The organism is Pseudomonas sp. BN415, from assembly GCF_029871195.1.
Lineage (GTDB): Bacteria > Pseudomonadota > Gammaproteobacteria > Pseudomonadales > Pseudomonadaceae > Metapseudomonas > Metapseudomonas resinovorans.
Genome location: NZ_SSOK01000058.1, coordinates 115472 through 134397 on the forward strand (window position 1 = coordinate 115472; position 18926 = coordinate 134397).

At 63.4% G+C, this 18926-nt stretch carries 19 protein-coding genes; 13 read left to right on the forward strand and 6 right to left on the reverse strand.

Annotated elements, in window-relative coordinates; genetic code table 11:
- The first annotated feature begins 167 nt into the window (after positions 1-167).
- Genes E8F20_RS17090 through E8F20_RS17100 form a run of 3 tightly spaced genes read left to right on the forward strand, consistent with a single transcriptional unit; the run spans position 168 to position 2765 of the window.
- Positions 168-1604 carry a cytochrome ubiquinol oxidase subunit I gene (locus tag E8F20_RS17090; protein WP_028629663.1) on the forward strand — a complete coding sequence of 479 codons (1437 nt, stop codon included), beginning with the start codon at positions 168-170 and terminating at the stop codon, positions 1602-1604.
- A 3-nt stretch (positions 1605-1607) separates the two neighbouring features.
- The gene (gene cydB / locus E8F20_RS17095; RefSeq protein ID WP_280284787.1) at positions 1608-2615 is read left to right on the forward strand and encodes a cytochrome d ubiquinol oxidase subunit II; all 1008 of its coding nucleotides are present in this window, start codon (positions 1608-1610) and stop codon (positions 2613-2615) included.
- A gap of 9 nt (positions 2616-2624) precedes the next feature.
- A complete protein-coding gene (locus E8F20_RS17100; protein WP_036997560.1) occupies positions 2625-2765 on the forward strand; it encodes a DUF2474 domain-containing protein in 141 nt (46 codons plus the stop codon).
- Between the two features lie 123 nt (positions 2766-2888).
- On the opposite strand, the gene E8F20_RS17105 is transcribed toward E8F20_RS17100, so the two are convergent.
- Positions 2889-4013: a class I SAM-dependent methyltransferase gene (locus tag E8F20_RS17105; protein ID WP_280284788.1), complete on the reverse strand. Its 1125-nt coding sequence runs from the start codon at positions 4011-4013 to the stop codon at positions 2889-2891.
- Between the two features lie 82 nt (positions 4014-4095).
- Between E8F20_RS17105 and E8F20_RS17110 the strand changes: the two genes are divergently transcribed.
- A complete protein-coding gene (locus tag E8F20_RS17110) occupies positions 4096-4872 on the forward strand; it encodes a ferredoxin--NADP reductase (RefSeq protein ID WP_280284789.1) in 777 nt (258 codons plus the stop codon).
- A 132-nt stretch (positions 4873-5004) separates the two neighbouring features.
- On the opposite strand, the gene E8F20_RS17115 is transcribed toward E8F20_RS17110, so the two are convergent.
- Together E8F20_RS17115 and ccoN are read right to left on the reverse strand one after the other, a co-directional pair.
- On the reverse strand, positions 5005-5250 hold the full coding sequence (locus E8F20_RS17115; protein ID WP_280284790.1) for a cbb3-type cytochrome c oxidase subunit 3: 246 nt from the start codon (positions 5248-5250) through the stop codon (positions 5005-5007).
- Complete coding sequence (ccoN, locus tag E8F20_RS17120) at positions 5240-6679, reverse strand: cytochrome-c oxidase, cbb3-type subunit I (protein WP_280284791.1); 1440 nt, start codon at positions 6677-6679, stop codon at positions 5240-5242. The genes E8F20_RS17115 and ccoN overlap by 11 nt, the downstream gene beginning before the upstream one ends.
- A 270-nt stretch (positions 6680-6949) precedes the next feature.
- On the opposite strand from ccoN, the gene E8F20_RS17125 reads away from it, so the two are divergent.
- From E8F20_RS17125 to E8F20_RS17135, 3 genes are all read left to right on the forward strand, one after another.
- Positions 6950-8620 (forward strand): nitrite/sulfite reductase, encoded by a 1671-nt coding sequence (locus tag E8F20_RS17125; RefSeq protein WP_280284792.1) that lies wholly within the window; start codon positions 6950-6952, stop codon positions 8618-8620.
- Positions 8617-9093: a DUF934 domain-containing protein gene (locus E8F20_RS17130; protein ID WP_280284794.1), complete on the forward strand. Its 477-nt coding sequence runs from the start codon at positions 8617-8619 to the stop codon at positions 9091-9093. Before E8F20_RS17125 ends, E8F20_RS17130 begins: the two co-directional genes overlap by 4 nt.
- A gap of 419 nt (positions 9094-9512) precedes the next feature.
- Positions 9513-11066: a TerC family protein gene (locus tag E8F20_RS17135; protein WP_280284795.1), complete on the forward strand. Its 1554-nt coding sequence runs from the start codon at positions 9513-9515 to the stop codon at positions 11064-11066.
- Between the two features lie 255 nt (positions 11067-11321).
- Here the strand turns inward: E8F20_RS17135 and mscL are convergent, their stop codons facing one another.
- On the reverse strand, positions 11322-11732 hold the full coding sequence (mscL, locus tag E8F20_RS17140) for a large-conductance mechanosensitive channel protein MscL (protein WP_280284796.1): 411 nt from the start codon (positions 11730-11732) through the stop codon (positions 11322-11324).
- 210 nt (positions 11733-11942) lie between these two features.
- Between mscL and E8F20_RS17145 the strand changes: the two genes are divergently transcribed.
- The 3 genes from E8F20_RS17145 (at position 11943) to radA (ending at position 13954) form a co-directional block, all read left to right on the forward strand.
- Positions 11943-12188 (forward strand): YdcH family protein, encoded by a 246-nt coding sequence (locus E8F20_RS17145; RefSeq protein ID WP_028629653.1) that lies wholly within the window; start codon positions 11943-11945, stop codon positions 12186-12188.
- A gap of 79 nt (positions 12189-12267) precedes the next feature.
- Positions 12268-12546, forward strand: coding sequence for a hypothetical protein (locus E8F20_RS17150; RefSeq protein ID WP_280284797.1), 279 nt, complete (start codon positions 12268-12270; stop codon positions 12544-12546).
- 43 nt (positions 12547-12589) lie between these two features.
- The gene (gene radA / locus E8F20_RS17155; protein ID WP_280284798.1) at positions 12590-13954 is read left to right on the forward strand and encodes a DNA repair protein RadA; all 1365 of its coding nucleotides are present in this window, start codon (positions 12590-12592) and stop codon (positions 13952-13954) included.
- 46 nt (positions 13955-14000) lie between these two features.
- On the opposite strand, the gene E8F20_RS17160 is transcribed toward radA, so the two are convergent.
- Positions 14001-14369: a PilZ domain-containing protein gene (locus E8F20_RS17160; RefSeq protein WP_280284799.1), complete on the reverse strand. Its 369-nt coding sequence runs from the start codon at positions 14367-14369 to the stop codon at positions 14001-14003.
- A gap of 199 nt (positions 14370-14568) precedes the next feature.
- On the opposite strand from E8F20_RS17160, the gene E8F20_RS17165 reads away from it, so the two are divergent.
- The 3 genes from E8F20_RS17165 (at position 14569) to E8F20_RS17175 (ending at position 17510) form a co-directional block, all read left to right on the forward strand.
- Positions 14569-15075, forward strand: coding sequence for a DUF3015 domain-containing protein (locus tag E8F20_RS17165; protein ID WP_028629649.1), 507 nt, complete (start codon positions 14569-14571; stop codon positions 15073-15075).
- A 154-nt stretch (positions 15076-15229) separates the two neighbouring features.
- Positions 15230-17293 carry a carbon starvation CstA family protein gene (locus E8F20_RS17170; RefSeq protein ID WP_280284800.1) on the forward strand — a complete coding sequence of 688 codons (2064 nt, stop codon included), beginning with the start codon at positions 15230-15232 and terminating at the stop codon, positions 17291-17293.
- Between the two features lie 13 nt (positions 17294-17306).
- Complete coding sequence (locus E8F20_RS17175) at positions 17307-17510, forward strand: YbdD/YjiX family protein (RefSeq protein WP_028629647.1); 204 nt, start codon at positions 17307-17309, stop codon at positions 17508-17510.
- Positions 17511-17672: 162 nt separating this feature from the next.
- Here the strand turns inward: E8F20_RS17175 and glyA are convergent, their stop codons facing one another.
- Positions 17673-18926 carry a serine hydroxymethyltransferase gene (glyA, locus tag E8F20_RS17180; protein ID WP_028629646.1) on the reverse strand — a complete coding sequence of 418 codons (1254 nt, stop codon included), beginning with the start codon at positions 18924-18926 and terminating at the stop codon, positions 17673-17675.

Sequence of the window (18926 nt, forward strand, 5' to 3'; positions counted from 1 at the left end):
CATTGCTTGATCCGCGTCAAAACCCCTGACGCGGGTTTGTGAAGGGCCGACCAGGCCCACATCCAGTTGCAGCAGACTCCACAAGAAAAACTCGGTCCGGCATGGCTCCAAATCCGATGGAGCTTTGCAGGGCCCGTGCCCGTATCAACCTGATTAGAGGATTCGCCATGTTCGGATTGGAGGCTCTCGATCTCGCCCGAATGCAGTTCGCCTTCACCGTGTCGTTCCACATCATCTTCCCGGCCATCACCATTGGCCTGGCGAGCTACCTCGCCGTCCTGGAAGGCCTGTGGCTGAAGACACGCGAGGAGGTCTACCGCGACCTCTATCACTTCTGGTCGAAGATATTCGCGGTGAACTTCGGCATGGGCGTGGTCTCCGGCCTGGTCATGGCCTACCAGTTCGGCACTAACTGGAGTGCCTTCTCCGACTTCGCCGGTGCGGTCACCGGGCCGTTGCTGACCTACGAGGTGCTCACCGCCTTCTTCCTGGAGGCCGGCTTCCTCGGCGTCATGCTGTTCGGCTGGAACCGCGTGGGCCCTGGCCTGCACTTTTTCTCCACGGTGATGGTGGCCATCGGCACCATCATTTCCACCTTCTGGATCCTCGCCTCCAATAGCTGGATGCAGACCCCGCAGGGCTTCGAGATCATCGACGGTCGGGTGGTACCGGTGGACTGGCTGGCGGTGATCTTCAACCCGTCCTTCCCCTACCGCCTGCTGCACATGGCCACCGCCGCCTTCCTCGCCACCGCCTTCTTCGTCGGCGCCTCGGCGGCCTGGCACCTGCTGCGCGGTCGCGACAATCCGGCGATCCGCAAGATGCTCTCCATGGCCATGTGGATGGCGCTGATCGTGGCCCCGGTACAGGCGTTCATCGGTGACCTGCACGGCCTCAATACCCTCAAGCACCAGCCGGCGAAGATCGCCGCGATGGAAGGCCACTGGGACAACAGCAGTGGTGAAGCCACCCCACTGATCCTCTTCGGCTGGCCAGACATGGAGCGCGAGGAAACCCGCTTCAAGGTGGAGGTTCCCTACCTTGGTAGCCTGATCCTGACCCACAGCCTGGACAAGCAGGTACCGGCGCTGAAGGACTTCCCGAAGGAAGACCGGCCCAACTCCACCGTCGTGTTCTGGTCGTTCCGCATCATGGCGGGCCTCGGCATGCTGATGATCCTCACCGGTATGTGGAGCCTGTGGCTGCGCTGGCGTGGCGGGCTGTTCCAGTCCCGGCCGTTCCTCTACCTGTGCCTGTGGATGGGCCCTTCCGGGTTGATCGCGATCCTCGCCGGCTGGTTCACCACCGAGATGGGCCGCCAGCCCTGGGTGGTCTATGGCTTGATGCGCACGGCCGACGCGGTGTCCAACCACAGCGTGACCCAGATGAGCCTGACTCTGGTGAGCTTCGTGGTGGTGTACTTCGTGCTCTTCGGCGCGGGCCTGGGCTACATGATGCGCCTGGTGCGCAAGGGCCCGGTCACCCACGAGGGCAAGGAACAGGGTATCGGCGGCCCCGGCCAGCACCGCACCCCTGCACGCCCGCTCTCGGCAACCGAAGAGGGCATGGACGATGATGACAACGCTACCGAGGTAAGGAGCTGAACCATGGGCGTCGACCTTTCACTGATCTGGGCGATCATCATCATCTTCGGCGTGATGATGTACGTGGTGATGGACGGTTTCGATCTCGGAATCGGCATCCTCTTCCCCTTCGTCAAGGATGACGGCGAGCGCGACGTGATGATGAACACCGTCGCGCCAGTCTGGGACGGCAACGAGACCTGGCTGATTCTGGGAGGCGCCGGCCTGTTCGGCGCTTTCCCATTGGCCTACTCGGTGGTGCTGTCCGCGCTCTACCTGCCGCTGATCCTGATGCTGCTGGGGCTGATCTTCCGTGGCGTGGCCTTCGAGTTCCGCTTCAAGGCCAAACCGGCCAAGCGTCACCTGTGGGACAAGGCCTTCATCGGTGGCTCTATCGCCGCCACCTTCTTCCAGGGGGTGGCGCTCGGCGCTTATATCGAAGGCATCCCGGTTGTGGATCGCACCTTTGCCGGCGGCTCGCTGGACTGGCTGGCACCCTTCCCGATGTTCTGTGGCCTTGGCCTGATCGCGGCCTACGCGCTGCTGGGCTGTACCTGGCTGATCATGAAGACCGAAGGCCGCCTGCAGCAGCAGATGCACGACCTGGCGCGCCCGCTGGTGCTGGTGCTGCTGGGCATCACCGGCATCGTCAGTATCTGGACGCCGTTGGCCCATGAGGACATTGCGGCGCGCTGGTTCAGCCTGCCCAACCTGTTCTGGTTCATGCCGGTGCCGATCCTGGTGCTGGTGTGCACCTGGGCGTTGCTGCGCGCGGTGGCGCACAACGCCCACCACGCGCCCTTCGTGCTGACCCTGGTACTGATTTTCCTCGGCTACAGCGGCCTGGGGATCAGCCTCTGGCCGAACGTGATCCCACCGTCGATCTCCATCTGGGAGGCCGCCTCGCCGCCACAGAGCCAAGGCTTCATCCTGGTGGGCGCGCTGTTCATCATTCCCTTCATCCTGATGTACACCGCCTGGAGCTACTACGTGTTCCGCGGCAAGGTGACCCAGGAAGACGGCTACCACTAGGAGCGGCCTGTGGATAAGTCAGAGAAGAAACCGCTGTGGCAGCGCCTGGGCTGGCTGGTGGGCATCTGGGCCCTCAGCGTGCTGGCCCTCGGCGCTGTGGCCTACCTGCTGCGGATGTTCATGACGGCGGCAGGGTTGAGTACGCACTAATCCTGTGGGGACGAATTCATTCGCTAAGGGCTGCGCAGCAGCCCCCATGAGTCTCGTAAGGCAGACCTTCGGTCTGCATCGCGAATGAATTCGCCCCCACAAGGTTTCCTGCAAATCGCGGCGTTATTTGCTCGCCTTCAACACCACGAACTTGGGCGTAGCCGCCACCTGCTCCACGCCTCGGAACAGGCGCTTGAGCTTGGCGTGGTAGCCCAGGTGGCGGTTGCCCACTATCCACAGCTCGCCCCCCGCCACCAGTGCATTGCGCGCCTGCACGAACATGCGCCAGGCGAGGAAGTCGCCCACCACCTGCTGCTGGTGGAAGGGCGGGTTGCACAGCACCAGGTCCAGCGAGTCCGCAGTCTGTTCGGCCAGGCCGTCGCCTGCGCGGATATCCACAGGGCGTTCGCCGAGCGCTGCTTGCCAGTTTTCCCGAGCCGATTGCACCGCCATGTAGGACTCATCCACCAGGGTCATCTGCGCCTGCGGGTTGGTCAGGGCGTAGGCGATGCCGAGCACGCCATTGCCGCAACCCAGGTCCGCCGCGCGGACGTCCGCGAGGCTGCGCGGCAGGTGCGGGAGGAAGGCGCGGGTGCCGATATCCAGGCCTTCGCGGCAGAACACGTTGGCGTGGTTGATCAAGGTCAGGCGTGGCTGGTCCAGTTGGTAGCGGGTGGGGTAGGGCGAAGTGACGGCCGGCTTCTGCTCGGCCGTGGCGATCAGCAGGCGTGCCTTCTTCACCGCCAATGACGGCTGCATCGGGCCGATGTATTTCGCCAGCAGGTCACCCGCAGCGTGAGGCAGGTGCTTGACCATGCCGGCGGCGACCACCGAGGCACCGGGAGCGAGCTGGCCGTGCAGACGGATCAGTTGCTCCTCCAGCAGCGCCAGGGTCTTGGGCACGCGGATCAGTACCCAGTCGAACGGTCCTTCGGCCACTTCACTGGCGGGTACGAAGCGCACGGCGGTGGTATCGAGGCCATTGCGCGCCAGGTTGCGTTGCAGGGCGATATGGCCCAGATGCGAGTCGCCGCTGCTGGTGACCCGCGCGTGAGGGGCAAGGCTGGCGGCCAGGGCGCCGAAGCTGTCGTTCAGCACCAGGATGCGCGCCGCGGCGGTCAGCCCCTGCTCATGCAGGTGACTGAGCAGGTACTCATCGGCGGCGTCGAAGGCCTGCAGCGGGTCGTCCTGCTGTTCGGGCTGACGAACGAGGTCGAGCTGGGCAAAAGGCGTAGCAAATATAGGCATAAGAACCGGCGGTGTTTCTGAAGGCCGCTTTGCGAGACACTGGGGCGGCCTTCGAACGAATTGGAAAGAGTGGGAGCGGAGTATGACTGCCAGCGAAGAGAAGTTCACCCGCCAGACCCTGCTGGAAGTAGAGACCCTGACCCCCAGCCTGTTCACCCTGCGCACCACCCGCGACGCGGGTTTCCGCTTTCGCGCCGGTCAGTTCGCTCGCCTGGGGGTGACCAAGGCCGATGGCAGCACCGTCTGGCGCGCCTATTCCATGGTTTCGGCGCCTCATGACGAGCATCTGGAGTTCTTCTCGATCGTCGTACCGGGAGGCGAGTTCACCAGCGAGCTATCGCGCCTCGCCGCCGGCGACACCCTGATGGTCGACAAGACAGCCTTCGGCTTCCTCACCCTCGACCGCTTCGTCGATGGACGCGACCTCTGGCTGCTGGCCACCGGCACGGGCCTTGCGCCCTTCCTGTCAATCCTTCAGGACCTGGAAGTCTGGCAGCGCTTCGAGCGCATCATCCTGGTCTACAGCGTGCGCCAGGCGGCCGAGCTGGCCTACCAGCCGCTGATCGACGACCTGAAGAGCCGTGACTACCTGGAAGGCGTGGCCGACAAGCTGCTGTACATCCCCGTGGTGACCCGCGAGGAAGTCGCCGGCGCCTTGCATGGGCGTATCACCACACTGATCGAGAACGGCGAGCTGGAACGCGCTGCCGGCCTGGACCTGACCCCGGAGCACTCGCGCGTGATGCTCTGCGGCAACCCGCAGATGATCGAGGACACCCGCGCCGTGCTGAAGGCGCGCGGCATGAACCTCAGCCTGACCCGCCGACCGGGGCAGGTGGCGGTGGAGAACTATTGGTGAGGTAGTGGTTGCTCTCGCTTTTCTGTGGGGGGCGATTTCAATCGCTAAGCAGACCGCAGGTCTGCCCAACCGTTGAAAGGGGGCTGCTGCGCAGCCCTTCGCGAATGAATTCGCCCCCACAGGGTTTCGTCCTCAGGCCTCGATTTCCACCCGGCTCGCACACCCCCCATTACACCGCCCCGGACAGCTGCACCCCGTGCGGCTGCGCCCGGTGGCGCGTTCCATGCGCTGGGCTACGGGTTCGTCATCGGCGAAGGGCAGCATGGTGGCTTCGTCCAGTTGGCGCTGGCTCCTGCCGCCCAGGCAGGCCTGGGTGGCGAGGTAGAAGAAGGTAACGGCGGCCAGACTGAGCAGGGCGAAGGCGCTTTCACTGTCCATGGGCCACCGCCTGCGGAATTGTCTCTGACGCACGGGCATCGCCCACGCGCACCGTGCGCCAGGTGTTCCAGGCCATCAGCAACATGCCGGTCACGAAGAAGATGCCGCCGACCATACGCACCACGAAGCCGGGATGGCTGGCTTCCAGGGCTTCGACGAAGGAGTAGGTCAGGGTGCCGTCTTCGTTGACTGCACGCCACATCAGCCCTTGGGTGATGCCGTTGACCCACATCGAGGCGATGTAGAGCACGGTGCCGATGGTGGCCAACCAGAAGTGGGCGTTGATCAGGCCGATGCTGTGCATCTGGGCGCGGCCGTAAAGGCGCGGAATCAGGTGGTACAGGGAGCCGATGGTGATCATCGCCACCCAGCCCAGCGCCCCGGCGTGCACGTGGCCGATGGTCCAGTCGGTGTAGTGGGAGAGGGCGTTGACGGTCTTGATCGCCATCATCGGGCCTTCGAAGGTGCTCATGCCGTAGAAGGCCAGGGACACCACCAGGAAGCGCAGGATCGGGTCGTCGCGCAATTTATGCCAAGCCCCTGAGAGGGTCATCATGCCGTTGATCATGCCGCCCCAGCTGGGTGCCAGGAGAATGATCGACATCACCATCCCGAGGGACTGCGCCCAGTCGGGCAGGGCGGTGTAGTGCAGGTGGTGCGGACCGGCCCAGATGTACAGGGTGATCAGTGCCCAGAAGTGCACGATGGACAGCCGATAGGAATACACCGGGCGCCCGGCCTGCTTGGGAATGAAGTAGTACATCATCCCGAGGAAACCGGTGGTCAGGAAGAAGCCCACGGCGTTGTGCCCATACCACCACTGCACCATGGCGTCGGTGGCCCCGGAGTAGACCGAATAGGACTTGAACCAGCTCACCGGAATGGCCATGTGGTTGACGACGTGCAGCATCGCGGTGACCACGATGAACGCACCGAAGAACCAGTTGCCCACGTAAATGTGTCTGGTCTTGCGCTTCATCACCGTGCCGAAGAACACCACCGCGTAGGCGATCCAGACGATGCCCATCCACACCGCACCGGTGAATTCCACCTCAGCGTATTCCTTGGTGGTGGTCAGACCCTGGGGCAGGGTGACCAGCAGGATCACCACCAGCGCCTGCCAGCCCCAGAAGGTGAAGGCGGCAAGCCCGCCACCGTAGAGCCGTGCCTGGCAGGTGCGCTGCACCGTGTAGTAGCTGGTGGCGAACAGGGCGCTGCCGCCAAACGCGAAAATCACCAGGTTGGTGTGCAGCGGGCGCAGGCGGCCGAAGCTGGTCCAGGGCAGGTCGAGGTTCAGCGCCGGCCAGACGAGCTGGGCGGCAATGAACACACCCATGCCCATGCCGACGATGCCCCAGACGATGGTCATGAGCGCGAACTGGCGAACCACCTTGTAGTCGTAGGTCGGTTCCGGGATTGCGGTGTTCATGTGTGGGCCTTTCGGTTGGTAAGACTGAGCGGTCGCCACTCTAGAAAGCTCACCGAAAAGGAAACAGACTCAGATCAGTTCACTTTTTAGTGCTCAGATGGGGGCTGGTGTTTGTAGGAGCGAGCTCGCTCGCGAACAGCAGCCATTCGCGAGAAAACTCGCTCCTACAAGGCATTCTGATATGGTTTTTTGAGACAGACCTGAATCTGTTTCCGCCTGGCTGGCGCGCCCATAGTGACGGCTCTGCCCGCCTTGCTGGAGCCCGCTTGCATGTACCACTACGACGACTACGACCGCGCCCTGGTGCAGGAGCGCGTGGCGCAATTCCGTGACCAGGTGACGCGGCGTATCAACGGCGAGCTTTCCGAGGAAGAGTTCCTGCCGCTGCGCCTGCAGAACGGCCTCTACCTGCAAAAGCATGCCTACATGCTTCGGGTCGCCATCCCCTACGGGACGCTTTCGGCCAGCCAGATGCGTTGCCTGGCGCGAATCGCCCGCGAGCATGATCGTGGCTATGGCCACTTCACCACCCGGCAGAACATCCAGTTCAACTGGATCGAGTTGGCCGAGGTGCCGGACATCCTCCAGCGACTGGCCGAGACGGAAATGCATGCCATCCAGACCTCCGGCAACTGCGTGCGTAACATCACCACCGAGGCTTTCGCCGGGGTGGCTGCCGATGAGGTGCTGGACCCGCGTCCGCTGGCGGAAATCCTGCGCCAGTGGTCCACCATCAATCCGGAATTTCTGTTCCTGCCACGCAAGTTCAAGATCGCCCTGTGCGCCGCCAAGGAAGACCGCGCGGCCGTGCAGATGCACGACATCGGCCTCTATCTGTACCGCGACGACGCGGGCGAGATGCGCCTGCGGGTGCTGGTGGGCGGTGGCCTTGGCCGCACGCCGATCCTCGGCCTGCAGATTCGTGACGGCCTGCACTGGCGTCACCTGCTGTCCTATGTCGAAGCCATCCTGCGGGTCTACAACCGCCATGGCAGGCGCGACAACAAGTACAAGGCGAGGATCAAGATTCTGGTCAAGGCACTGGGTATCGAGGCATTCGCCCGCGAGGTGGAAGCCGAATGGCTGCACCTGAAGGACGGTCCGGCCGAGCTGACCGAGGCCGAATACCAGCGGGTTGCGGCTAGCTTCGACGCCCCTGCTTACGCACATCTCGACGATATCGATCTGGGCCACGGCAGCCATCTGGCACGGGACCCGGCGTTCGCCCGCTGGTGCGCACGCAACCTCCAGCCGCACAAGGTGCCGGGCTACGCCGCCGTGGTGCTGTCCACCAAACCCGGCCCAGACGCGCCGCCCGGCGATGTGACGGCGGCCCAGATGGAGGCAGTCGCCGAGTGGGCCGAACGCTTTGGTTTCGGTGAAATCCGTATCGCCCATGAGCAGAACCTGGTGCTACCGGATGTACGCAAGGCTGATCTGCACGCACTTTGGCAACTGGCCCGTGAGCATGGCCTGGCAACAGCGAACGTTGGATTGCTCACCGACATCATCGCCTGTCCAGGAGGTGACTACTGCTCCCTGGCCAATGCGAAGTCCATCCCCATCGCCCAGGCCATCCAGGCGCGCTTCGCCGATCCTGCGGCGTTGCAGGAGCTGGGTGACCTCAGCCTGAACATCTCCGGCTGCATGAACGCCTGTGGCCACCACCACATCGGCAATATCGGCATCCTCGGCGTGGATAAGGGCGGCAGCGAGTGGTACCAGATCACGTTGGGCGGCGCACAGGGCATGGACAGCGAGCTGGGCAAGGTGATCGGCCCATCCTTCAGCGCTGAGGAGGTGCCAGATGTGATCGAACGGGTAGTGGAGACCTTCCGCGACCACCGCGAGCCGGAGGAGCGCTTCGTAGAAACCGTGCGGCGCATCGGCCTGGAGCCCTTCAAGTTGCGGGTCTACGCCAAGGCGGAGGTGTCGGCATGAACAACCTGATCAAGCTTGTCGATGGCCAGGCGCGCCTGGTGGATGACCCCTGGACGCTGGTGCGCGAGGCGGGAGAATCCTTGCCTGACGGGCAGTTGATCCTGCCGCTGGCGCTCTGGTGCGAGCGCGGCGGTCGCGATGGACTGTTGCTGCAGCCGGATGATGAAGTGGAGCCACTGGCGCCGCTGACCGACGATCTGCCGCTGATCGCGGTGGATTTCCCGAGCTTCCGCGACGGCCGCGGCTACAGCCAGGCCTACCTGCTGCGCACCCGCCTGGGGTGGCGCGGCGAGCTGCGTGCGGTGGGTGATGTGCTACGCGACCAGCTCAGCCATATGCGCCAATGCGGCTTCGATGCCTTTGCCGTGCGTGAGGACAAATCCGCCGAGGATGCGCTGAAGGGGCTGGCCGGTGTGAGCGTGCTTTATGGGCGTTCGGTGATAGAGCCAAGGCCGCTATTCCGTAGGCGCTGAGCGCCGGTACACGACTGGCTGCGCGTCGGAACAACTGCGTTGAGAATGGCTTCGGACTTGCTCATTTACAGCTCGTAAACTCCGCGTCCTCAGCCATTTTCGCCTTGTTCTTCTCTAGCTCGCTCAGTTGTGAACAGGCGGTAAGAGATTTCGTACATGAATGGTAAAAATTCCTCGCTTAGAGTTGGTGATTTTCTGACCTAGCATTCGCAGTTCGTTTATCCGAACCGGAAACCAATGGACAGCGATAGTTGTAAGCCGCCCCCTGCATCCCTGGGCGCGGCCCCCCTTCCCAACGGCGTCCTCGCACGCCAATTCGAACGGCAGTTTCCTGCTGCCTCCCCTTCGTGCATGTCGATGCAACGCTCACAGGCGTGGTTCGTGCCTGCCTGTGACCTTCTCCAGAGAGCCTGACCCCTATGGAATGGATAGTTGACCCTACGGCCTGGTTGGGCCTCTTGACCCTGATCGTTCTCGAAATCGTCCTCGGCATCGACAACCTGGTGTTCATTGCCATCCTGGCTGACAAGCTGCCGCCTCATCAGCGCGACCGCGCGCGGCTGATCGGCCTGTCCCTGGCCCTGGTTATGCGCTTGGGCCTGCTGGCCAGCATCTCCTGGTTGGTGACCCTGACCGAGCCCCTGTTCGAGGTGTTCGACAAGAGCTTCTCTGGCCGTGACCTGATCATGCTGTTCGGTGGTGTGTTCCTGCTGTTCAAGGCGACCATGGAGCTGCACGAGCGCCTGGAAGGCCGGGTTCATAGCCAGGGCGGTAGCCGTACCTATGCGCTGTTCTGGCCGGTCGTGGCGCAGATCGTGGTGCTGGATGCGGTGTTCTCCCTGGACGCGGTGATCACCGCCGTGGGCATGGTTGAGCATCTGGAAGTGATGATGATCGCCGTGGTCGTATCCATCGGCCTGATGATCATCGCCAGCAAACCGCTGACTGCCTTCGTCAACGCCCACCCGACGGTGATCATGCTGTGTCTGGGCTTCTTGATGATGATCGGCTTCAGCCTGACGGCCGAGGGCCTGGGCTTCCACATTCCGAAAGGCTACCTGTACGCCGCCATTGGTTTCTCACTGCTGATCGAGGCCGCCAACCAACTGGTGCGCTGGCGCCGCAAGCGCCAGTTGCACGGTGGCCGCGAGCTGCGCGAACGCACCGCCCACGCCGTTCTGCGCCTGCTCGGTGGGCGGGGCGTGGAGGCAGACGAAGTGGGTGAGGACATCGCCGACCTGCTGGACGGTGGCGACGTCGGCAAAGTGCCCTTCGATCGCCGTGAGCGGATCATGATCAGTGGTGTTCTGGGGTTGGCCGAGCGTCCAATTCGTACCCTGATGACCAACCGCAGCGAGGTGGAACGTATCGACTTGCACGAGCCGCGCGACAGCATTCGCGACGCCCTGCTGCGTTCGCCGCACTCGCGTCTGTTGGTGATCCGTGACGGTGATGTGGATGAGCCACTTGGCTACGTGCACAAGAAGGAGCTACTGCGCGAGCTGCTCCAGGGCCAGCAGCCGGACTTCGAGCAGGTGCTTCGAGTCCCACCGAACCTGCCGGAAAGCGCCTCGGTGCTGAGTGCCCTCGAGGAAATGCGCAGGGCGTCGACCCACGTGGCCTTTGTGGTCAACGAGTTCGGCGGCTTCGAAGGCCTGCTGACCATGACTGACATCCTCGAGTCCATCGCTGGCGAACTGCCCGATGCCAGCGAGGTGGACGGCCTGGACATCGAGCCCTGCGAGGGCGGCTGGAAAGTCAGCGGTGCGGTAAACCTGAGCCTGCTGGGTGAGCGCCTGGGCTTTTCCGCCAAGCCTGGCGAGGACTACCAGACCCTGGCCGGCCTGGCGATGAGCCTGCTGGATCGACTGCCGGTGACCGGCGACGCCCTGGAAGTGAAGGGATGGCAGCTGGAGGTGATCGAGGTGAAGGAGCGACGGGTGAACCGCTTGTTGCTCAAGCCCATCTCATAGATGACCGGCGCGTTGTAGGGGCGCGTTCATTGGCGCTGCCTGCATTACGTGTTGCAAGCAGCTGCATGGCTCCTACAAGGCTCTTGCGCCGATGGTCAATGTCTCGCAGCAGCTAACGTAGACGTAGCGGATTCATTGGACAAGCGGACCGTAGGTCCGCTCTGCACTCCCAAAGGGGCCGCTTCGCAGTTCGCCCCACAAGTAGCAACGGCGCCTATGAGGCGCCGTTGTCTTTTGCGGCCATGCCCGTCAGGACTACTTGTCCTGCTGCGCTTTGAGCAGGTCGCGAATCTCGGTCAGCAGTTCCTGCTCCTTGGTCGGTGCCGGCGGGGCTTCCGGTGCGGCGGCTTCTTCGCGCTTGAGCCTGTTGATCGCCTTTACCCCCATGAAGATCGCGAAAGCCACGATCACGAAGTCCAGAATGGTCTGGATGAACTTGCCATAGCTCAGTACCACAGCCGGGATCTCGCCCTCGGCCGCCTTCAGGGTGACGGCCAGGTCGGAGAAGTCCACACCGCCGATCAACAGACCAATGGGAGGCATGATCACATCGCCCACGAAGGACGAGACGATCTTGCCGAAGGCGGCGCCGATGATGATACCCACGGCCATGTCGACCACGTTGCCCTTGACGGCGAAGGCTTTGAATTCACTGATCAGACTCATGTTTCACTCCCTGAGGTTCTGGTTTTAACGCTGAAGTGTAATTCAGCAAGTCGAGGCTGCCAGCAACAGCCACCTCCTTGTGCGGGCGCACATGCTAGGGCCCAGGCACTAGCCGTGCCAAGTTCGGGAGGAGATTCCGTCAGGTGGCGCTTTCCAGCGGCGGTGCCTGGTCTAGCCTGAGAGGGAGGCTGCAAGAGGAGGGTCGCTGCCATGCCACTAGAACATCATCCGCTCAACCGTGAATTCCCGGAGTTCAAGGACACCATGCGCTCGCTGCTGCAGAGCGATGCGCACTTTGCCCGGTTGGCGGGGGAGTACCAGAGCCTGGATTCGCAAATCTACGAAGTCGAGGACGGCAACAAAGCCCTCGACGACAACGCCTTGCACGGTCTTAAGGTCCAGCGAGTTGCACTCAAGGACGAAATCGCCCGAATGCTCAAGAGCGCCAAGGGCTGATGCCTTGATTTGATCGGGGTCAACAGGGTGCGGAAGGTGGACGGATAGGCTGGGGCATCCACTATCCGGAGCCTGTTCCATGCCTGCCACCACTCAATTGTCCGGCGCGGACTTTTTGTCTGCGTCGTCTGTTTCGCCTGAACGTCAGGAAGCCGTCGAACGCCTGGAACGCTTGCAACAGCAGTACGAGCTGCTGCAACGGCGTATCGCGCGCGTCGAAGAAGGCAGTGAGCCGCTGGATGGCTCCAGCCTGACAGCCCTGCACATGCGCCTGGACGGCCTGCGCGAGGATCTGGAGCGCCAGCGTCGGCGAGCCAGCGGCCAGTGCTGCAACTGTGGGGGCGGCTGCCGAGGCTGATCCGCTATCATGCGGGCTTTCGTGTTTCTGACGGAGTCCGCTGATGGCCAAGGCCAAGCGCATGTACGGCTGCACCGAGTGCGGCGCCACCTTCCCCAAATGGGCCGGCCAGTGTGCCGACTGCGGGGCCTGGAACACCCTGGTGGAAACCGTGTTGGAGGGCACTGCTGCCACTTCCAGCGGGCGTACCGGCTGGACCGGCCAGCAGGCGCAGATCAAGACCCTGGCCGAGGTCAGCGTCGAGGAGATGCCGCGCTTCTCCACCGCCTCCACCGAGCTGGATCGCGTCCTTGGCGGCGGCCTGGTGGACGGTTCGGTGGTGTTGATCGGTGGCGATCCCGGCATCGGCAAGTCCACCATCCTCCTGCAGACCCTCTGCAACATCGCCGCGCGCTTCCCCGCGCTCTACGTCACGGGTGAAGAGTCCCAGCAGCAGGTCGCCATGCGCGCCCGTCGCCTGGGCTTGCCGGAAGACAAGCTCAAGGTGATGACCGAAACCTGCATCGAAAGCATCATCGCCACCGCGCGGCTAGAGAAGCCGAAGGTGATGGTGATCGACTCCATCCAGACCATCTTCACTGAACAGCTGCAGTCGGCGCCCGGCGGCGTTTCCCAGGTCCGCGAAAGTGCGGCCCTGCTGGTGCGCTTCGCCAAGCAGAGTGGCACGGCGATCTTCCTGGTCGGCCACGTGACCAAGGAAGGTGCCCTGGCCGGTCCCCGTGTGCTGGAGCACATGGTAGACACGGTGCTGTATTTCGAGGGCGAGTCAGACGGCCGCCTGCGCCTGCTGCGGGCGGTGAAGAATCGCTTCGGTGCAGTCAACGAACTGGGCGTGTTCGGCATGACCGACAAGGGCCTGAAGGAAGTTTCCAACCCTTCGGCGATCTTCCTCACCCGGGCTCAGGAATCTGTGCCCGGCAGTGTGGTGATGGCCACGTGGGAAGGCTCCCGGCCCATGCTGGTGGAGGTTCAGGCCCTGGTGGACACCAGCCACCTGGCCAACCCCCGCCGCGTGACCCTGGGCCTGGACCAGAACCGCCTGGCCATGCTGCTGGCGGTGCTGCATCGCCATGGCGGCATCCCCACGTATGACCAGGACGTGTTCCTCAACGTGGTGGGCGGTGTGAAGGTGCTGGAAACCGCGTCCGACCTGGCGCTGATCGCGGCCATCATCTCCAGCCTGCGCAACCGTCCGCTGGCTCATGACGTGCTGGTGTTCGGTGAGGTGGGCCTGTCCGGCGAGGTTCGTCCTGTACCCAGCGGTCAAGAGCGCTTGAAAGAAGCCGCCAAGCACGGCTTCAAGCGCGCCATCGTGCCCAGGGGCAATGCACCCAAGGAAGACCCGCCCGGTCTCACTGTGGTGGCCGTAACGCGTCTGGAGCAGGCATTGGATGCGTTGTTCGAGTAGTGGGAAGTTCGGCATTCCCCCCTACAAAGCGTGTCTGCCCAGTGGGTTATTTCTCGCCCAGCGCATGCAGCTCGCGCTCCAGCAGCTCTTCACTGCCCAGGTTGAGCTCCACCAGGCGGCGCAGGTGACTGATGGAGTCCAGGTCGATATGGCAGCAGATGAAACCGAGCTGGTCGTCCTGGGCGCGGGTCAGCTCCACTTCCATCGCGACCTGGACACCGGCGCCCAGATCAATGCACACGTCGAACGGTTTCGCCGGGTCGCCACCCCAATCCGCCGGACGAATCACAAGCAGGCCCTTGAGGGAAATATCGTGCAGCTCCGCCGTCCAGCGCTTATCGCCCTGGGATATTTCGGTGGCGGCGTCGAAGTTGATGCGGTGGAAACGCCGACGTTCGCTGGCGGTTTCACTCATGTCCATGCTCCTGCGAGATTTCAACCACTATAGCCAAGGCTGGTGGTGGGGGACGCCGAGTTTCAGGTCAAAAGGTGGCGCCTGTCGCGCCGGACAGCGTTGGAACCCGGCAAGGCGCGCCGGATCAGTTTGACAGTTCCCTGTCTGTCGCCAAAGCTGCTTAGGCGGTTTTTCTATAAATCCATGCGGAGCGCAAATAATGGATAAGCGACTGCTTAGTAAGGGGTTGATCGTGGGGCTGCTGGGCGCAGCCAGCCTGGCGGCGCAGGCCGACCAGGCCGGTGGCGGCGGCTGCGGTTGGGGCAACATGCTGTTCGAAGGGCAGCGCGGTCTGGTTCCGCACCTGCTGGCAACCACCACCAACGGTACTTCCGGCAACGCCACCTTCGGCCTCACATCGGGCACCAACGGTTGCGATTCCAGTGTTCGGCTCGGTTACGGCGGCCGCTCGCTCCTGGCGATGAACGGCATGCTGGACAACATCGCTGAGGATATGGCCCAGGGCCAAGGCGAGGCGCTGGATGCCTATGCCACCCTGCTGGGCATCGAGCAGGCCGACCGTGCTCACTTCGCACAGGTTACCCAGGCCAACTTCTCCACCATCTTCTCTTCCCCCGATGCGACCGGTGAGCAAGTACTGGCAGCTACCCTTGACGTGATGAGCCGCGACCAGCAGTTGGCTCGCTATGCGAAGCTGCCGAGCTAAGTTCTGCAAGGCATAAGGAAGCCGGGCAATGCCCGGCTTTTTTCTATTGCCCAGTCGTTGAAAGGGCCATTCCAGAGCCGGTACGGGCAACGGTTGCGGTAAGGGGAACTAAGCTTGTGCGGCAGCTTGTCTGTTCACCCATTCGGAGCTCCCTATGAACAACAACAGCGTCCTGCGCCACCTGCCCTGGGCTGTGCTGGCTGTGGTCGGCGCCTGTGCCCTGGGTGTCGTCGCATTGCGCCGTGGCGAAGCGATCAACGCCCTGTGGATAGTGGTCGCCGCGGTTGCCCTCTACCTGGTTGCCTATCGCTACTACAGCCTGTTCATCGCAACCCGCGTGATGCAGCTGGACCCCGCTCGCGCCACGCCCGCCATCATCCACAACGACGGTCTCGACTACGTCCCGACCAACAAGCATGTGCTCTTCGGACACCACTTCGCCGCCATCGCCGGCGCCGGTCCGCTGGTGGGGCCGGTACTCGCCGCACAGATGGGCTATCTACCCGGTACCCTCTGGCTGATCGCGGGTGTGGTCCTGGCCGGTGCGGTGCAGGACTTCATGGTGCTGTTCATTTCCAGCCGCCGTGATGGCCGTTCCCTGGGCGAACTGGTGCGCGAGGAAATGGGCCAGGTACCCGGCACTATCGCGCTGTTCGGCGCTTTCCTGATCATGGTCATCATCCTCGCGGTGCTTTCTCTGATCGTGGTGAAGGCCCTGGCGGAAAGCCCCTGGGGCATGTTCACGGTGATGGCGACCATCCCCATCGCGATGTTGATGGGGGTCTACATGCGCTATATCCGCCCCGGCCGCATCGGTGAAATCTCGGTGGTGGGCGTGGCATTGCTGCTGGCCTCCATCTGGCTCGGTGGCCAAGTGGCCGCCGACCCGGCGTGGGGCCCGGCCTTCACCTTCACCGGCGTGCAGATCACCTGGATGCTCATCGGCTACGGCTTCGTCGCCGCCGTACTGCCGGTATGGCTGGTGCTGGCACCGCGCGATTACCTGTCGACCTTCCTCAAGATCGGCACCATCGTGGCGCTGGCCATCGGCATCCTGATCACCATGCCAGACCTGAAGATGCCGGCCCTGACCCAGTTCGTCGACGGCACCGGTCCGGTGTGGAAGGGCGCTCTGTTCCCCTTCTTGTTCATCACCATCGCCTGTGGTGCCGTTTCTGGCTTCCATGCGCTGATCTCCTCGGGCACCACGCCCAAGCTGCTGGCCAGCGAGTCGCATGCCCGCTACATCGGCTACGGTGGCATGCTGATGGAGTCGTTCGTCGCCATCATGGCCATGGTCGCTGCCTCGGTGATCGAGCCAGGCGTGTACTTCGCCATGAACAGCCCGCCGGCTGTGGTGGGGGCGGATGTTGCCAGTGTCGCTGCGACTGTCAGCAGTTGGAGCTTCGCCATCACCCCCGAACAGTTGGAGGCCACCGCCAAGGACATTGGTGAGCACACTATCCTGGCCCGCGCCGGAGGTGCGCCAACCCTGGCCGTGGGTATCGCGCAGATCCTTCACCAGTTGCTGCCGGGTGAGAACACCATGGCCTTCTGGTACCACTTCGCGATTCTCTTCGAGGCGCTGTTCATCCTCACCGCGGTGGACGCAGGGACCCGTGCCGGTCGGTTCATGCTGCAGGACCTGCTGGGTGAGTTCGTTCCGGCACTCAGCAACACCGAGTCCTGGACCGCCAACGTCATCGCCACCGCCGGTTGCGTGGCCCTTTGGGGCTGGTTGTTGTACCAGGGCGTGATCGACCCCTTGGGCGGCATCAACACCCTGTGGCCGCTATTCGGCATCTCCAATCAGATGCTCGCCGGTATCGCCCTGATGCTGGGCTGTGTGGTGCTGATCAAGATGAAGCGCCAGCGTTATGTGTGGGTGACGCTGATTCCGGCCACCTGGCTGTTGATCTGCACCATAACGGCAGGTGTGATCAAACTGGTGGACCCGAACCCGGCCGTCGGTTTCCTGGCCCTGGCCCAGAAGTACAGCGATGCCGCTGCCGCCGGCCAGATTCTGGCTCCGGCCAAGGACATGGGGCAGATGCAGCACGTGATCTTCAACGCCTACACGAACGCCGGGCTGACCGTGCTGTTTCTCTTCGTGGTGTTAAGTATCCTGTTCTACGCCATCAAGGTAGGGCGCGGCGCCTGGATGAAGCCGGAGCGCACGGACAAGGAATCGCCCTTCCAGCCGATTCCGGAAGCATGAGGAGGACCCGCGCATGTTCAATGACCTGAACCGCATGGGGAAGTACCTGGGCCAGGCCGCGCGCATGCTGGTCGGCATGCCCGACTATGACAACTACGTCGAGCACACGCGCAGCAAGCACCCGGACAAGCCGGTGATGACCTACGAGGAGTTCTTCCGCGAACGGCAGGAAGCCCGCTACGGCGGCGGCAAGGGGCGGCCGGTACGATGCTGCTGAGCTGACCGGCTGCTGGTCGAAGCGCCACGCATCGTCGTGGCGCTTCTTTTTGGGCGCGGCTGTTTCGCCGGCTACGCGATATCCGGGTTCGCCTGCCCAACCATTCCACCGCCCATGAAAAAGCCCGGCATGTGCCGGGCTCCTTCGTCGCGGGTCTGTCGCTTACTTGCCGTAAACCGGCAGCTTGGCGCAGATGGCCTTGACCTGTTCGCGAACGCGGTCGACCACGGACTCATCGCCCATGTTTTCCAGGATGTCGCAGATCCAGGTGGCCAGCTCGCGGCACTCGACTTCCTTGAAGCCACGCGTGGTCACGGCCGGGGTACCGATGCGCAGGCCGGAGGTCACGAAGGGCGAGCGCGGGTCGTTCGGTACGGAGTTCTTGTTCACGGTGATGAAGGCGCGACCCAGGGCTGCATCGGCGTCTTTACCGGTGATGTCCTGCTTGATCAGGCTGAGCAGGAACAGGTGGTTCTGGGTGCCGCCGGACACCACGTCGAAGCCACGGTCAATGAACACCTGGGCCATGGCTTGGGCGTTCTTCACCACTTGCTGCTGGTACGCCTTGAACTCGGGCTGCAGGGCTTCCTTGAAGCACACGGCCTTTGCGGCGATGACGTGCTCCAGCGGGCCACCCTGGGCGCCCGGGAACACGGCGGAGTTCAGCTTCTTCTCGATCTCTTCGTTCTTGCGAGCGAGGATCAGGCCGCCGCGCGGGCCGCGCAGGGTCTTGTGGGTGGTGGTGGTGACCACGTCGGCGAACGGTACCGGGTTCGGGTACACGCCAGCGGCAACCAGGCCGGCCACGTGGGCCATGTCGACGAACAGGTAGGCACCTACCTTGTCGGCGATGGCGCGGAAGCGCGGGAAGTCGAGGATCTGCGAGTAGGCGGAGAAGCCTGCGACGATCATCTTCGGCTTGTGCTCGACGGCCAGACGCTCGACTTCGTCGTAGTCGATCAGACCGTTGGCGTCGATGCCGTACTGCACGGCGTTGTACAGCTTGCCGGAGGAGGAGACGCTGGCGCCGTGGGTCAGGTGACCACCATGGGCCAGGCTCATGCCGAGGATGGTGTCACCGGCCGACAGCAGGGCCAGGTAGACGGCCGAGTTGGCCTGGGAGCCGGCGTGGGGCTGGACGTTGGCGTAGTCGGCGCCGAACAGCTCTTTGGCGCGATCGATGGCCAGTTGCTCGACAACGTCGACGTACTCGCAACCACCGTAGTAGCGCTTGCCGGGGTAGCCTTCGGCGTACTTGTTGGTCAGCACCGAGCCCTGGGCTTCCATCACCGCCGGGCTGGTGTAGTTCTCGGAGGCGATCAGCTCGATGTGCTCTTCCTGGCGCTGGGCTTCTTGCTCCATGGCGGCAAACAGGTCGGCATCGTAGCGGGCGAGGGTCAAATCACGGCTGAACAT